The sequence below is a fragment of the Rhizobium rhizogenes NBRC 13257 genome (assembly GCF_000696095.1).
Classification (GTDB): Bacteria; Pseudomonadota; Alphaproteobacteria; order Rhizobiales; family Rhizobiaceae; genus Rhizobium; species Rhizobium rhizogenes.
In genome coordinates this window covers 42,152-57,208 of the sequence record NZ_BAYX01000021.1, presented here as the reverse complement: position 1 = coordinate 57,208, position 15,057 = coordinate 42,152, and the positions used below count along the sequence as shown (strand labels likewise).

At 60.8% G+C, this 15,057-nt stretch carries 13 protein-coding genes; 7 read left to right on the top strand and 6 right to left on the bottom strand.

Annotated elements, in window-relative coordinates:
• Positions 1–124 precede the first annotated feature (124 nt).
• Positions 125–1,567: a M81 family metallopeptidase gene (locus tag RRH01S_RS28940; RefSeq protein ID WP_042476359.1), complete on the bottom strand. Its 1,443-nt coding sequence runs from the start codon at positions 1,565–1,567 to the stop codon at positions 125–127.
• Between the two features lie 9 nt (positions 1,568–1,576).
• Positions 1,577–2,710 (bottom strand): ROK family transcriptional regulator, encoded by a 1,134-nt coding sequence (locus tag RRH01S_RS28935; RefSeq protein WP_042476356.1) that lies wholly within the window; start codon positions 2,708–2,710, stop codon positions 1,577–1,579.
• 258 nt (positions 2,711–2,968) lie between these two features.
• Between RRH01S_RS28935 and RRH01S_RS28930 the strand changes: the two genes are divergently transcribed.
• The 4 genes from RRH01S_RS28930 (at position 2,969) to RRH01S_RS28915 (ending at position 6,019) form a co-directional block, all read left to right on the top strand.
• The gene (locus RRH01S_RS28930) at positions 2,969–3,304 is read left to right on the top strand and encodes an ArsR/SmtB family transcription factor (protein ID WP_007694346.1); all 336 of its coding nucleotides are present in this window, start codon (positions 2,969–2,971) and stop codon (positions 3,302–3,304) included.
• A complete protein-coding gene (locus RRH01S_RS28925) occupies positions 3,297–3,722 on the top strand; it encodes an SRPBCC family protein (protein WP_042476353.1) in 426 nt (141 codons plus the stop codon). The genes RRH01S_RS28930 and RRH01S_RS28925 overlap by 8 nt, the downstream gene beginning before the upstream one ends.
• Before the next feature lie 130 nt (positions 3,723–3,852).
• Positions 3,853–4,329 (top strand): nucleoside deaminase, encoded by a 477-nt coding sequence (locus tag RRH01S_RS28920; RefSeq protein ID WP_007694341.1) that lies wholly within the window; start codon positions 3,853–3,855, stop codon positions 4,327–4,329.
• A gap of 193 nt (positions 4,330–4,522) precedes the next feature.
• Positions 4,523–6,019, top strand: a complete 1,497-nt coding sequence (locus tag RRH01S_RS28915; RefSeq protein ID WP_042476350.1) for an MDR family MFS transporter — start codon at positions 4,523–4,525, stop codon at positions 6,017–6,019.
• Positions 6,020–6,061: 42 nt separating this feature from the next.
• Here the strand turns inward: RRH01S_RS28915 and RRH01S_RS28910 are convergent, their stop codons facing one another.
• Positions 6,062–6,856 (bottom strand): FadR/GntR family transcriptional regulator, encoded by a 795-nt coding sequence (locus RRH01S_RS28910; protein WP_007694337.1) that lies wholly within the window; start codon positions 6,854–6,856, stop codon positions 6,062–6,064.
• Positions 6,857–7,256: 400 nt separating this feature from the next.
• Between RRH01S_RS28910 and RRH01S_RS28905 the strand changes: the two genes are divergently transcribed.
• Positions 7,257–8,720, top strand: coding sequence for a DHA2 family efflux MFS transporter permease subunit (locus RRH01S_RS28905; protein ID WP_198929707.1), 1,464 nt, complete (start codon positions 7,257–7,259; stop codon positions 8,718–8,720).
• Between the two features lie 39 nt (positions 8,721–8,759).
• Here RRH01S_RS28905 and RRH01S_RS34570 read toward each other — a convergent pair whose 3' ends face one another.
• Entirely contained in the window at positions 8,760–8,897 is a 138-nt protein-coding gene (locus RRH01S_RS34570) for a hypothetical protein (RefSeq protein WP_007694332.1), read from the bottom strand.
• Between the two features lie 275 nt (positions 8,898–9,172).
• Between RRH01S_RS34570 and RRH01S_RS28900 the strand changes: the two genes are divergently transcribed.
• On the top strand, positions 9,173–10,219 hold the full coding sequence (locus tag RRH01S_RS28900; protein WP_012650149.1) for an NAD(P)-dependent alcohol dehydrogenase: 1,047 nt from the start codon (positions 9,173–9,175) through the stop codon (positions 10,217–10,219).
• A gap of 149 nt (positions 10,220–10,368) precedes the next feature.
• Positions 10,369–12,114, top strand: coding sequence for a cation:proton antiporter domain-containing protein (locus tag RRH01S_RS28895; RefSeq protein ID WP_042476347.1), 1,746 nt, complete (start codon positions 10,369–10,371; stop codon positions 12,112–12,114).
• A gap of 81 nt (positions 12,115–12,195) precedes the next feature.
• On the opposite strand, the gene RRH01S_RS28890 is transcribed toward RRH01S_RS28895, so the two are convergent.
• Entirely contained in the window at positions 12,196–13,107 is a 912-nt protein-coding gene (locus tag RRH01S_RS28890) for an acetamidase/formamidase family protein (RefSeq protein ID WP_042476344.1), read from the bottom strand.
• A gap of 84 nt (positions 13,108–13,191) precedes the next feature.
• On the bottom strand, positions 13,192–14,889 hold the full coding sequence (locus RRH01S_RS28885) for a phospholipase D-like domain-containing protein (RefSeq protein ID WP_042476342.1): 1,698 nt from the start codon (positions 14,887–14,889) through the stop codon (positions 13,192–13,194).
• Positions 14,890–15,057: the final 168 nt, after the last annotated feature.

Sequence of the window (15,057 nt, the reverse complement as noted above, 5' to 3'; positions counted from 1 at the left end):
TAAATGGTCCGAACCAATTTTTGATTGGTCCGATACAAGTTCAACTCGAGCGCAGCGTCAAGCTCTTTTTTGTGCAAGTCTGCTCAATGCATAATGTTTGCGCAGCGGCCCCCAGCCGGGACTGCTACCGGCCGCTCGAACGTGCCGAGAGCGACACCTCGGGCGCGAAGGCAAAATCCTTGTCGAAGGGATAGGTCGGCTTCTGCTTGCGCAGCCGCGGCAGGCGTTCGACGAACTGGTCGACCACACCGGGCGAGAGCGCCATCAGGTTCGGATTGGCGATCGGAGCCAGCTCCGGCGACAGATAGCCGGATTTCACGACGATGATCTTGGCTTGATGCGGATCGAGGCCGAGGCGGGTGAAGTCGGCGATGTTGTGATAGGGGCGGCGTTTTGCCGATAGAACCAGATCGATACCGCCGATGGAGACGACGGCTTGCCGGTCTGCTGCATCGTCGGTTTGCAGCAGGAATTTGACAGTGAATTCAGCTCTTACCGGTTTGCTGCCCTTGGTGTCGAGCGAGGCACCGACGGTGAGATCGAGCTTTGTGCCAACGCCGCCTGCATAGCAGGCCTCGGTCGCGGCCTTGTCGGCGATCCCGGCGAAAACGACGCCGTCAGCACCTTTGGCAATCAGTTCCGCCAGCACGTCGGCGCGGTCGCCGACACCCCCGCCGGTCGGATTGTCGCCGGATTCGGCCAGCACCACCGGAGTAGTTGGGCTCGTGATCGCCTTGGCGACGCATTCCTCGATCGAGCCTGTCTCGCAACCAAAGACGAAATCCCGGCGCACGTCCCAATAGGCTTGTGCCAGCCGTTTCGCTTCGCGCTCCAGCACAGAGCGATCCGTGCCGGTCATGATGGCAGCGGCGGTGGCGCGCGGCTCGTCAGCCCACACATAACCCACCATCAATGAGGCATCCCAGACGCCGTCGATGGCGTCGATGCCGGGCAGCAGGTCGTAGAGGCTCTTGGCCGGTTCATCGACCGTGCTGGTGCGCTCGCCGGGCAGGACGACCGGGATCGGTGCCCAGAGCAGGATCGGTTTCACGCCGGTCTTCAGGCTCTCGGTCAGCATCTTTACCGCGCGGCGCATGGTTTCCTCGACATCGATATGCGGCGCGGTGCGATAGGTGGAATACATGTCGAGCGCGTCGATGATGCGCTGGGTGATGTTGCCGTGCAGGTCATAGCTGGCAGACAGCAGGCAATCGTCGCCGACAAGGGCGCGGGCGGCTGCGATCCAGTCGCCCTCGGCATCCTCCATGCCCTCGACATACATGGCGCCATGCATGGCGAGATAAAGCCCGTCGAGCGGCAATAACGGCTTCAGGCGCTCGAGGAACTCCGCTTTGAAAGCCTCATAGGTATGGCGGGCGACCGGGCCGCCGGCAATCGCCCGGGCGTGGATCGTCGGTAGGAACTCGGCGTCGTAATCTCTCAGGAAAGCGAAATACGGCGCTGCAGTCAGCGCCTCGCCGCGCACGATGCGGAAATCTTTTTCTTCGGCCAGGACCGGATTATACGTGCTGCACTCGGTATGAATGCCGCCGACGGCGATACGCATGGGAAACCTCTAATTCGGGTTGGAACCAATCAGGAAATTATGGGCGGCGATGCTGGCGGCGCCTCGCGCCCAGACGTCACTGTCGACGCGCCGGGTGCGGATCGGCGTCTGGCCGGCATAGCGGGGCAGCACATTGGCTTCGATCGCCTGCTGCATGACGGTGCCGAACACGCCGTCGAAATTGCCTTCGACATGGGTGATCAGGATCAAGCCGGGATCATTGAACTGGATCAGGTGGGCGATCGCGAGGCCAAGTGCGCCGCCGGCGCGATGCAGGATGCGGATGGCGGTGGCATTGCCGACCGAAGCCTCTTCTTCCAGCTCGGTCAATGACGTGCAGGCAAGGCCTGCCGCCTTCGACATTTCCTTGATTGCCTTCATCGAGGCGACCGTGTCGAGGCAGCCGCGCTTGCCGCAGCGGCAGGGCGAACCCTCTAGCTCGATGGTGCAATGGGCGATTTCGCCGGCGCCGCCGTGATTGCCGCGATAAAGCTTGCCGCCGATGAAATGGGCGCAACCGATGCCATCGCCAAACGAGACGACGCTGAAATTCAGAATGTCGCGCGCGCTGCCAAACAGTTTCTCGCTGACGGCCACCGCCTTGGCATCGTTCTCGATGAAGGTCTCGATGCCGGTCTTCTCACGAATGATCCGGGCAAGCGGCACGTCCTGCCAGCCGAGCAGGGTGGATTGCACGCAATTGGCTTGCTTCTCGTCGACGAAACCGGAGAGGGCGACGCCGAGACCTGACAATTTGGCGGCCGCGTCCGGCTGCCCGGCAAGCAGTTTCGGTAGTGCATCGGCGACCAGGACCGCAATGATCTCCGGATCACGCGATAGCGGCATGGTCTCTCGTGCAATAATCTTACCGTTGAAGTCGCTCAAGACCATCGGCGCCGGGTCCTCGAGCAGCGAGATACCGACGAAAAAGGCGCCTTCCGGATACAGGTCGAGCAAGATCGATGGCCGGCCCTGGCCGTAGACCGTCTCGGTCTCATGGAGAACGCCGAGGCTGATCAGATCGCGGGCGATGCCGCTCATCGCCGCCTTGCTGAGCCCCATTGATGCGGCGAGAACCGTTCGGCTGAGAGGGCCGGATTCGCTGATGACGCGTAGAAGCTGCCGCTGCGAGGAGGTGAGCAATTCGATGTTCCGCCTGCGTATTTAGTCTGACAGTAAGTTCGGCAAGTGAACAAATCAATCGTAATAGCTTGCGCTGAGGACCTAAATCCATAGTGCGGCCGATGGGCGGGAGGCCTGCAGGGTGGGATTGATTTTCTACAAGAAACCCTCGGTCAAACTCATCATTGCCGCTATCGGCTCTGGTGGTAATACAAAATATTCACCCATATGGTTGACTATCGCGCATGATTTTGTATATTCAACCATATGGGTGAATAAATGGACGAAGACGCTCTGTCACGAATTCTGAAGGCCGCCGGCGATACCACCCGGCGACAAATCTTGACGCTGCTTGTTCAGGAGGGCGCGTTGAGAGTGACGGCGCTCGCCGCGCATTTCGAGATGTCCCTGAACTCCGTCTCCAAGCACATCAAGGTGCTGGAGGAGGCAGGTCTCGTCACCCGCAGGACCTTGGGCCGCGAGCATTTCATTGCCGCGGAGCTCGAACCGCTGAAGCTGACGGAGGGCTGGTTCGTGCAACTGAAGTCGATTTGGGAACTGCGCCTTGCGGCGCTGGAGAATCTACTCGTTTCGAAGGATGAAAGAGATGACTGAGCTTGAATTGACAGTGAACCGCACGATTGCGGCCCCGCGCGAGAAAGTGTTCAATGCCTGGCTTTCGCCTGAAATGCTGGCGAAATTCATGCGAACGCCGACGGGCGGTGAGGCGTCCAGGGTCAAGACCGATCCGGTCAAGGGCGGGCGTTTCTCGATCGTCATGATAACCGCCGAGCGGGAGATCCCGCATGCGGGCACCTATCTTGAGATCGCCCCCCATTCCCGCCTCTCCTTTACCTGGGAGTCGCCATACTCGCTCGACGACAGCGTGGTGACTATCGATCTCGCTGAACTGGGTCCCGATACAACGAAAATCACCTTGAAGCAGGTGAAATTCCGCAGCGAGGAGGCAAGGCAAGGCCATACGAAGGGTTGGAACGCGATCCTGGACAATCTCGAAGAAAGCATCGCCTGAGATCAATCCACGGTCGGGCAGTCGTTCTGCCCGGCCGTGGATTTCCGCGCGCTGCCCTGAATTAGCGACTTGTCAGCCGGATGAGCATCGCGCAAGTTGCGATATCGCGTTTCATCGCAGGGCAGGGACCATGACCGCACCTCTTAACGACGAAGTCTTTTTGCGCCGTTCCTTCGAGGTGGCGGCGCGGGCGCGGTTGAACGGCAACCATCCTTTCGGCGCCATTCTGGTCGGACCTGACGGCACCGTGCTGATGGAGCAGGAAAACGCCTATAATCCGACGCAGGATATGACCGGTCATGCCGAGCGCGTGCTGATGACCAGGGCGTCGCAGCAATACTCTCCGGGCTTTCTCGTACAATGCGCGATGTATACCTCCGCCGAACCCTGCGCCATGTGCGCCGGCGCCGCCTATTGGGCTGGCGTCGGCCGCGTCGTTTATGGTCTCAGCGAAAGCCAGCTCAAGGCGATCACCGGCAATCATCCGGAAAATCCCACGCTCGATCTGCCCTGCCGCGTCGTTTTCGAAGCGGGCCAGCGCAAGGTCGAGGTGGTGGGGCCGATGCTGTGCGAAGAGGCGACGGCGCTGCACGACGGTGTGTGGTGATCCGCCAACCTTTGTTAAACGGTTGACATCCGCAGGCGTAAGTATGCAATGCTTACCATAATGATTCAGCGGGCAATGCCCCTGGAGCTTCTAGCCCTCCGACGTCGATCTCAGGAATTTATCGTTCCCCCCATGGCCGTATTGACGGCCTATACGCGTCTGCGGTCGGGTGGACTTGTCAGAAAGGAATGTCATGTCCAGCACGGCCGATCGATCGAGACGTCCGTTGGTCATTGTTTCGATCATGCTGGCGACCTTCATGGTTGCGATCGAAGCAACGATTGTCGCCACAGCCATGCCGCACATCGTCGGCCAGCTCGGCGGCTTTACCTATTATAGCTGGGTCTTCTCCGCCTTTCTTCTGGCGCAGTCCACGACAACGGTGATCTACGGCAAGCTGTCGGATATTTTCGGCCGCAAGCCGATGTTGATCGGCGGCATTCTGATCTTTCTTGTAGGGTCAGCGCTGGCGGGCTTTGCCTGGTCGATGGCCTCGCTGATTGCCTTCAGGCTGCTGCAGGGCCTCGGCGCCGGCGCAATCCAGCCGGTAACGATGACCGTGGTCGGCGACCTCTACAAGCTGGAGGAGCGTGCCAAGGTGCAGGGGGCGCTTGCCAGCGTCTGGGCGGTGTCGGCCGTCGTTGGGCCGCTTGTCGGCGGCATCATCGTTGACAATGTCTCCTGGGCCTGGATCTTCTGGATCAACCTGCCGATCGGCGTGCTGACCATCATCGGCTTCACGTTCTTCCTGCATGAGCAGATCACGCCGCGTGAAGCGAAGATCGACTATCTCGGCACGATCCTGTTTTCGATCGCTATCATCTCGCTGCTGGTGATCCTCACCGAGACCGACTCCGGCCTCAGCGTCCTCGGGCCGCTTGCAGCAGTCTTCGTCGTCACCGGGGCGCTGTTCATCTGGCAGGAGCGGCGCGCCCCGGAGCCGATCATCTCGATCGAACTTTGGAGCCGACGGCTGATAGCGACCAGCAATGCGGTCACGCTTCTGGCCGGCATGGCGCTGATCGGATTGACGACCATCCTGCCGATCTATGTGCAGGGCGTGCTCGGCCGCTCGCCGCTGGTGGCGGGGTTTACGCTGACCATGCTGATCGTCGGCTGGCCGTTGGCCGTGATGCTGTCGAGCCGTTTCTTCCGCGCCTTCGGCATCCGCAGGACGCTGCGTGCCGGCAGTTTCATGTTCCCTTTCGGCGCGATTTTTCTCGTGTTTCTGACGCCGGAAAGCAGTCCGATCCTGGCCGGCCTCGGCTCTTTTCTGATGGGCTTCGGCATGGGTCTCATCAGCTTGACCAGTATCGTCTTGGTGCAGGAAAGCGTCGAATGGTCGATGCGCGGCAGCGCCACGGCGTCGATCATCTTTTCGCGCAGCCTCGGCAACACGCTCGGCGCGACCGCCCTCGGCGCCGTGCTCAATATCGGTATCGTTCATTTTGGCAGCGGCGATCTGGCCGCCAGGCTGCATGAGGTGTTGAACCAGCCGACCGGTCTTTCCGATCTCGCAGCCGATCCGGCGATCCGCGGCGTCTTCGACGCGGCGCTGCACTGGAGCTTTTGGGGTGTCGTCGTGCTCGCCATCCTCGCGTTTGCGACCACCTGGCTCATTCCGGTGGCGCATGATGCCGGCCGCCGGCAGATACCGAAGACAGATGCGCAGGAGGCGATGACGCATTAGCAAGGAATGAATGAGCGCTACGGCTCTTGCGACGGTTGCGCCTCAGAAATCGTAGTCGTTGCCGCCCCAGGAATCGAGCAGGTGATGCGAGGCCTTGAGTGCGGCCTCGGGGTCGCGGGCGGCGATCGCGTCGAGAATGGCCTTGTGGTAGGGCAAAGCCCGTTTTTGGCCTTCGGCCACTTCGTCATGGCTTGAAAGTGTGCGGTTGGCGTAGATCGCGATGGCGATCAGGTCGATGAGCTGCGCGTAGACCATGTTGTGCGTGGCGGCGAAGATCGCAGTATGAAAGCGCAGATCGGCATCGGCATTGATGTTGATGTCGCCGAGAGTGGAAACCATGTCCTCATAGGCGGCGGCGATAGCGGCAATATCCGCGTCACTGCCGCGTGTGGCGGCGCGCGCTGTTGCTTCCGGCTCCAGCACGCGCCGGAGGTCTCTGATCGAGCGCATGATCTCGGCCGATGGCCCGGTCTCGTAGTACCAGACCATGACGTCGGTATCGAGATGATGCCAGTTGGCGCGTTCCTTGACGCGGGTGCCGACGCGGGTCTTGATTTCCACCAGTCCCTTGCCGGCCAGGCATTTCATCGCCTCGCGGATGACCGTGCGGCTGATGCCGAACTGTTCCACGAGGTCGGGCTCGTTCGGGAGCGTCGCCCCGACCGGATAGCTGCCGCCGACGATGCGGCGGCCGAGCTCGTGGACGAAATAACCGAAGACGCCGCGGCGGGGGATGGTGCCGTACTTGCGGACATAGGCATCGAATGGCGATTGCGTGACGATCATTTTCGAAATCGGGGTCGCCGGAGCAATCATTGCATCAATGCCATGTTTCATTCGTTGGACTCTTATGTCTGATTGGAAGGCGATGCGAGTGAAATCGCCAACTTATAGTGGCTCTAGCTCATAGCGGCTCTAGCTGGCTTCACGCTGGTGCGTACAGGCTCGCTCGTGGTGGTTCCATAGTTGTTCGTTGTCGGTTTGGCCGTTCTCGTTGCGCCATATCTTGACGAAAACTTTACCATGTCTTGTATGGGCCTGCCTACTGGTCTCACATTGATCGGATTGTTCGATAAACGAGGGCGACGATGCGGGGGCATCGCGATCAAATTCTGATCCGGCGATTAAGCGAAATGTGATCGCTTCATCGAATGGTGTGACGATTTCAGCCTATCGGTAACGGCGGGAAACCGTTTAGATGGCTGGGGATACGAGGCGGATTCGGAGCAGTTTTGGAATGAATGATATGTCCACGCGCAAGCGGGAGGAGGCAATGCAGACCTCCGGCTCCCGACCGTTGTTGATTGCGCTGCTCGTGGCTGGCGCCTTTTTCATGGAAAACCTCGATGGCACCGTTATTGCCACTGCCCTGCCGCAGATGGCAGCGTCCTTCGGCGCCCGGCCCGTCGATCTCAATATCGGCATGAGCGCCTATCTCCTGACGCTTGGTATCTTCATCCCGATCAGCGGCTGGATCAGTGACCGGTTCGGCGCGCGCCTGGTGTTCACCACGGCTGTCGTCATTTTCACGCTCGCCTCCGTCCTATGTGGTCTGGCGAACGGTGTCGGTTCCTTCGTCGCCATGCGGATCCTGCAGGGTATCGGCGGCGCGATGATGGTGCCGGTCGGCCGGCTTGTGGTCCTCAACAACACGCCGAAGGACCAGTTGATCTCGGCGATTGCGACGATCACCTGGCCGGCGCTGGTGGCGCCCATTCTGGGGCCGCCGCTCGGTGGCTTCATCACCGACCATGCGAGCTGGCGCTGGATTTTCTATCTCAACCTGCCGCTCGGCATAGTGGCGTTCATCTTCGCGCTCGTATTGATCCCGGAAACGAAAAGTGCGGCCCGCCCTCCTTTCGACTGGATCGGCTTCGTCATCAGCGGCTTTGGCCTCGCGAGCCTGATGTACGGGCTGGAGCTTATCGGCCGTCCCGATCCGGTCTGGCTGGAAGCCTGGGCCTATGTCATTGCCGGCTTTGTGCTGCTTGCCGTCGCTATAGTCCACTTCCGCAGAAGCGAGCATCCGCTGATCGACCTCTCAGGATTGAAGCTGCCGACCTTCGCCGTGACCATCTGGGGTGGGTCGCTGTTTCGCACTGCTATCGGCGCGGTGCCTTTCTTGCTGCCGCTGATGTTCCAAGTCGGCTTCGGGTTGAGCGCCTTTCATGCAGGCATGCTGACCTTGGCGGTCTTTGCCGGCAATCTGGCGATGAAGCCGGGTACGACACCGATCCTGCGGCGTTTCGGTTTCAAGCCGGTGTTGATCGTCAACGGCATCCTCAATGCGATCTTCATCGCCGCCTGTGCGCTGTTTTCCCCGGATACGCCGATCTGGTTCATCATCCCCGTGCTGTTCATCGGCGGCATGCTCCGCTCGATGCATTTCACGGCGCTGAACACCATCGCCTTTGCCGACATCCCGCCGCGGCAGATGACGGGCGCCAATACGCTGTTCAGCACGGCCTTTCAGCTGACGATGGGAATGGGGATTGCCGTCGGCGCCATCGGCATCCGCATCGGCCAGGCCATCAGCGCGCCGCTCGGCATGAGCGGGATCACCGCCATCGAATTTCGCCTGGCTTTCCTCATGCTCGGCGTCATCGCGCTCTTGGCCGTTCTCGATTGCCTGCCGCTCGATCCGAAAGCTGGGGATAACGTCTCGCGCAAGCGGAAGCCGAACGCCAAAAGGGCCGCCTGATCAGGGGTGGCCAGCCGAAAGCAATCGTCGTCCGGCGACTCAATAAGGATACTGAATGAAGTTGTAATGCAGCAGTAAAACGGGGACTGTGATCAAAAAGAGAAGAAATAGTGCGATGCTCGCTGCGCGCAGCACCTTCGTCCGGCGGGTGCGCTGGCCGGTCCAGTCATATACCATTTGAGCGTCCTCCTGTTCCGTACCTGCTAAAAGGACAAGAAATGGAGCACTAGTCAATATTGCCAATATGATTAGTCCTGGGGCGTCTCTTTAAAATGATATTCTAATATTAATATACTAATGGGCGGTTCGCGCCATTTTCCCTCATATTGAGCCAAATTGGTCTGGTTTTCGCGGAAAGGTCATTTTGTGATGCAAGTCATGGCTATATAACGAATGAGGATGTCCTTGCGGCCGTGCGGGGGCGGAATGACTTCTGAAAGAGGAAAGACGTGATGAGCAAGGTGCGTGCCCTGGTACTGGAGCGTCAGCATGAGTTGGCGCTGCGCGACATCGACCTGCCACAGGAGGTCGGGCCGGGCGAAGTGAAGATCAAGATCCACACGGTCGGCGTCTGCGGATCGGATGTGCATTATTACACCCATGGCCGTATCGGCCCGTTCGTCGTCAATGCGCCGATGGTGCTTGGTCATGAGGCGGCCGGCACGGTGGTCGAAGTCGGTGCCGGTGTTTCTCATCTGAAGGTCGGCGACCGCGTCTGCATGGAGCCCGGCATTCCCGATGCCAATTCGAAGGCGAGCCGCCTCGGCATGTACAATGTCGATCCCGCCGTCACCTTCTGGGCGACGCCGCCGATCCATGGCGTGCTGACGCCCTTTGTCGTGCACCCGGCCAATTACACCTTCAAGCTTCCGGACAATGTCAGCTTTGCGGAGGGTGCGATGGTCGAGCCTTTCGCGGTCGGCATGCAGGCGGCGGCCAAGGCGAAGATTACACCCGGCGATACCGCCGTCGTGCTCGGCGCAGGGCCGATCGGCACCATGGTCGCCATCGCAGCCCTCGCCGGCGGCTGCGCCCGTGCTATCGTCGCCGATCTCGCCCAGCCGAAGCTCGATATCGCTGCGCAGTATCAGGGCGTGATCCCCGTCAACATCCGCGAGAAGAACCTGATCGAGGAGGTCAGGCGCCTGACCGACGGTTGGGGCGCGGATGTCGTCTTCGAATGCTCCGGTTCGCCGAAGGCTTGGGAGACCGTGATGGAGCTGCCGCGTCCGGGCGGCGTTATCGTCGCCGTCGGCCTGCCGGTCGCCCCGGTCGGCTTTGATGTCTCGACCGCCTCGACGAAGGAAGTCCGCATCGAAACGGTCTTCCGCTACGCGCATCAATATGAGCGCTCGATCGCGCTGATCGCCTCCGGCCGCGTCGACCTGAAGCCGCTGATCTCGGAGACGTTTACATTCGAGCAATCGATCGAAGCCTTCGATCGCGCCGTGGAAGCACGCCCGAGCGACGTCAAGCTGCAGATCGTTCTCGATCAGTAACCGCTGCTTTCGCCGTCGCCTTATTTCGGCAAGGCGGCGGTTTGTCTTTTGTTTCGCATGATCCCGTAGACGTCCCCGCAAATGCGATGCTAGCGTAGCGCGAAACAGCAGGAACACGGCGGCAACGCCGGAAAACGGGAAGGGTCGCGGTGCCGCACGACGTCGCATTGATAGCATTGATTGCCGCCGGTTTTGGCTTTGCCGCCATTTTCGGCTATCTCGCCGACCGGCTGCATTTGCCGCCGCTGGTTGGATACCTTGTCGCCGGTGTGATGATCGGCTCGGCGACGCCGGGCTTTGTCGCCGATATGGCGCTCGCTTCGCAATTGGCCGAGATCGGCGTCATCCTCCTGATGTTCGGCGTCGGGCTGCATTTTTCGGCGGCGGACCTGCTCGCCGTGCGCGGGGTCGCCATTCCAGGTGCGATCGGTCAGATCGCCATCGCCACGCTTCTGGGCATCGGTCTTGCGTCGCTGTGGGGCTGGGGCATCGGCGCCGGCCTGGTCCTCGGCTTGAGCCTTGCCGTCGCCAGTACCGTCGTGCTCCTGAAGGCACTGGAGGAGCGCAATCTGGTGAGTTCGACCAATGGTCGCGTCGCCGTCGGCTGGCTGATCGTCGAGGATCTGGCGATGGTGCTGGCGCTCGTCCTGCTGCCGGCCTTTGCAGGAGCGCTCGGGGGACATGCCGATGCGGGCGGCCATGCCGCCACGGGGTCGATCTGGCTGACCATCGGCATCACGCTCCTCAAGGTGGCCGCTTTTGCCGCCGTTGCGATCTTCATCGGCCCGAAGATCGTTCCCTGGCTGCTGACCTCGGTGGCGCGCACCGGTTCGCGCGAGCTTTTCACTCTGTCCGTTCTCGCCATCGCGCTCGGCATTGCCTTCGGAGCGGCGGAGATATTCGGCGTTTCCTTTGCACTCGGCGCGTTCTTCGCCGGCCTGATCATGAGCGAGTCCCATCTCAGCCACAGGGCGGCCGCCGATTCCCTGCCGTTGCAGAATGCCTTTTCAGTGCTGTTCTTCGTCTCCGTCGGCATGCTCTTCGATCCCTCGGTACTGGTGCGCGAACCGTTGATGATCATCGGCGTGCTCGCCCTCATCATTCTCGGGAAAGCGCTGATTGCCTTCTGTGTGGTGGTGCTGCTGCGCTATCCCGTTAGCATGGGCCTTGCCGTCGCCGCCGGGCTTGCCCAGATCGGCGAGTTTTCCTTTATCCTGGCGGGCCTCGGCGTTTCGCTGGGGCTGTTGCCGCGCGAGGGGCAGGATCTGATCCTTGCCGGCGCGATTTTGTCGATCACGCTCAATCAGTTGGTTTTCGCCGGCACTGGGAGGCTGGAGGCATGGATCTTTTCCCGATGGCCTGCCTTCGCGTCCAATTATGGCACGGCGAAGCATGATAGCCTGTATCGCGAATTGGCCGTCATCAGCGAGCAGCGCGAAGAGCGCGACCGGCAGCATCATCTCGAAATCGAGCAGTTGATCGAGACCTTTCCGATGTTCGCCGAGCTCGACGAGGGCGCGCAGGAGGAACTGCTGCTGCTCTTCCGGCCACGATCGGCATTGCCGGGCGATCGGGTTATCCGCACCGGTGACCGGGGCGACAGCATGTTCTTCGTTGCTTCCGGCGCGGTCGAAGTGCAGCTCGAGGACGAGGAAATCCCGCTCGACGCCGGCTCTTTCTTCGGCGAAATGGCGGTCTTGACGGGCGCGCGACGAACAGCCGATGTGGTCGCCGTCGACTTCTGTCAGTTCCTTGTCCTGGAACGTCGCGATTTCAACCTGTTCATGTCCCGCCACCCGCAACTGCGCGCCGCCGTCAGCAGCCTGGCGCAGGAACGGCAGGAGATGAACGTCTCGCGCAACCAGAGGCGGGACCAATCGCGCGACGCCGGCTGATCGATTTCGCCGAACAGCTCTATCCTCTCGTTTTGACGCAATTCCGGACGGAAACCGCTGCGTACTTTTCCTGGAATTGCTTTAGCGCCGCGTCAGCCAGCTCTTGGATACGCGGCAGGCCATGGTATAGGCCGGATCGAAGACATTGCCGACATCGTAGCGCACGACCTGGCCGAGCAGGTGGCTGGCGGCGGTCTTGTCGAGGCCGTAATCGGCTTCAAGCCAGCGCAGCATTTCGCTGGTCGCATGCTGTAGCGCCTGGTCGAGCGGCCGGGCGTTGCCGATGGTGAAAATATCATCCGCCGTCTCGCCGCGCGGCCAGACGATCGTTTTCTTCTTTTCGACGCTGAGCCGCACCGTCACCTCGAAGGTGGTTTCGATACCGGTCCCGACGATCTCGCCGTCTCCTTGTACCGCGTGGCAGTCGCCGAGAAAAAAGAGCGCGCCGGGTGCGGAGACCGGAAACCAGATGGTCGTGCCGGGGCTGAGCAGGCGATAATCCATATTGCCGCCGAACTCGCCACTGGTGGCGGTCGAAATGGCCTGGCCGAGGGATGGAGCAACGCCGAAGCAGCCGATCATCGGCGATAGCGGCAGCACGAAAGCTTCCAGACCGGCAACCGGCTCGGAAAGCCGGGTCGTCAAAGCTTCGCGATCGATCTGCCAGATCGCCTTGTCGCCTGCCGGCAATGTCCTGATGTCCGAGGGATCGACAACATTGCCGGCAACGACACTGCGGGTAAAACCTGTGTCGCGCGTCGGGACCATGCCAAGAATTTCGACCTTGAGAGAATCGCCCGGCTCCGCACCTTCAACGAAGATTGGGCCGTTCATCGGGTTGGGGCCCGGGGCCTGCCGAACCTCGTCTTTGTCATAGCCGGCGGCATCGATCGTCTCAGTGATGACGGTGTCACCATCGGCAATGCGCAATGCCGGGGAAAGGGAGCCGATGACATTGTGATAGGTGGTCGGAACGAAGCGATGCGTTGGCATGGAGCGTCAGCCTTGTCTGGAGTTCGGTCTCCTAACCTAGGCTGGGTTTAGTCCCTGTGAAAAGAGCGGAATGGCCGCAATTCCTCATGGTCCGACGAAATATCTCCGGCGCTTGGCTTTGTAGCTCCGTTCGTCGAACTGACCGCGCAGCCAGTCCTCCGGGTTCGCCTTCAGATATCCGGCATCCGGATCCTGCTTGTTGGCATCGGTGAGCTTCTTGACGACATAGCGAGCGTAGTGATGGTCGAAAATGCGCATGAATTCGCCGAAATATATATCGGCGACACGCGTATCGCCCCGAATGACGATCATGTTCTCGTCATTGATGCGCTGCGAGGGCTGGCTGAAATTCGCCGAGCCGCTGACGACAAGCGGGTCGTCGCTCAACGGATCGACCAGCATGAATTTGTCATGGATGTAGTCGTTGGTGTTGAGCGGGTTGTCGCGCTCGGCCAGAAAATTTGCCAGAGCACCAGCCTCCAGCCGTCCGCCGGCGGCGAACAGGACATCGCGGTCGCGGCCGATGATCTCGCCGTCACCAAGGTCGTCGTCCTTGACGATATAGCGCAGCACGTCATTGTCCTGGGCGATCACCTTGCTGAAGACCTTGTCGAGGTTGAAGGCGAGCGTGATGCAGGAAATCTCCTGCGCCTCGCCCATCCGGTCGGCATACCATTGCAGCGATTCGCTGCTGTCTTTCGCATCGCGGGCGCTAAAGACCGGCGTGACGCTGTTTGGCTGGGTGCGGCCAGGGGGAAGGGGCGTCAAGTCGCGATTTTTCGGCCGCAACTTGGTCGGCGTCAGGTTCTGCGACAGCAGCGTCCAGTATTCGAGATAGGTCTCCGCGATCGCCGGGCTCCAGACGATGTGGCCGACATTCGAGTGGCCGAAGATGCCGCCGTCGGAAATATTCGTTGACCCCGTCCAGACCGCGATCGGCTTTTCATCCTCAAGCAGGATGATGAACTTGTTGTGGCGGATGCCCTCGGTCACGGTGCGCGGGATGACTACCTTCATCTCGTCGAGCCGGGCATTGTGGATGACCGCTTCGTTTGCGGCCTTGTAGGTCTTTTCGTCGTCGAAGACGATCTTCACGTCGGCGCCGGCTTCCACTGCCTTGGCAAAGGTATTCGCGACCGGCTGATAGTGGAACTCATAGAGTGCGGCGCGAAGCCCGAAGCGATGATCCTCGGCAAGGCCGATGAACTTGATGAGCGCCTCGAAGAGCCCGCGCGACAGCCAGACCATTTCCTCGGCCATGGGATTGTCGGCGTTGGGCATGCGGTTGCCGAAACGGCGGGCATAGGCCTGCGAGCCGATCACGCCGCGATTGAAATAGACGTCGTGGCGCGCCTGGTCGTTTCTCTTGTCGGGATGGAGCAGATATTCCAGCTCGGTCGCGATTTCGAGGGTGACGGCCGAGGCGGTGTCGAGCTGCAGCATCTTCACCGTGCCGTAGACCGGGACGATCCGGTAGCGGTAGGTGTGATCGGTTTCCGCCGTATAGTCGGCCCATTGGAAGCTCTGCACCGGATGCTCCGCCGTGCTGACGGGCGTCCCCGGCGGCAGGCCTTTATCCTTGTCCTTGAAACGCTTGATGCCGGTCATCCAGTAGCGCTCGACAACAGCGCCGTCCTTCAGCTCCTCGCGTTGAATGGCGAAACCCATCAGCCCGGTTTTCTTGGCGTCCTGCCCGGCGACGAAGTCCCAGGCCAGGATGACCACATAGGTTCCCGCAACTGCCCGGGCGCGCAGAACCGTACTTGCCGCTATAACTCGCATGTCTCATCCCCCCAAATGGTCCGTTCGCCAGAGGGTCGATGCGCCTCTGAGGATCGGGCGTCCCTTAAGGACGCCGAGGCTGCGGGGCGGAAGCCGGACGCAAACCGGGTTCGGACTGCACATCAACTCTCATGCGAAGCACGACGAAAGAGCAGTACATCTTTTTAG

Coding starts and splice junctions, on each gene's coding strand:
- RRH01S_RS28940 (WP_042476359.1), bottom strand. CDS start 1,567: ATGCGTATCGCCGTCGGCGGCATTCATACCGAGTGCAGCACGTATAAT.
- RRH01S_RS28930 (WP_007694346.1), top strand. CDS start 2,969: ATGGACGAAGACGCTCTGTCACGAATTCTGAAGGCCGCCGGCGATACC.
- RRH01S_RS28925 (WP_042476353.1), top strand. CDS start 3,297: ATGACTGAGCTTGAATTGACAGTGAACCGCACGATTGCGGCCCCGCGC.
- RRH01S_RS28920 (WP_007694341.1), top strand. CDS start 3,853: ATGACCGCACCTCTTAACGACGAAGTCTTTTTGCGCCGTTCCTTCGAG.
- RRH01S_RS28915 (WP_042476350.1), top strand. CDS start 4,523: ATGTCCAGCACGGCCGATCGATCGAGACGTCCGTTGGTCATTGTTTCG.
- RRH01S_RS28910 (WP_007694337.1), bottom strand. CDS start 6,856: ATGAAACATGGCATTGATGCAATGATTGCTCCGGCGACCCCGATTTCG.
- RRH01S_RS28905 (WP_198929707.1), top strand. CDS start 7,257: ATGAATGATATGTCCACGCGCAAGCGGGAGGAGGCAATGCAGACCTCC.
- RRH01S_RS34570 (WP_007694332.1), bottom strand. CDS start 8,897: ATGGTATATGACTGGACCGGCCAGCGCACCCGCCGGACGAAGGTGCTG.
- RRH01S_RS28900 (WP_012650149.1), top strand. CDS start 9,173: ATGAGCAAGGTGCGTGCCCTGGTACTGGAGCGTCAGCATGAGTTGGCG.
- RRH01S_RS28890 (WP_042476344.1), bottom strand. CDS start 13,107: ATGCCAACGCATCGCTTCGTTCCGACCACCTATCACAATGTCATCGGC.
- RRH01S_RS28885 (WP_042476342.1), bottom strand. CDS start 14,889: ATGCGAGTTATAGCGGCAAGTACGGTTCTGCGCGCCCGGGCAGTTGCG.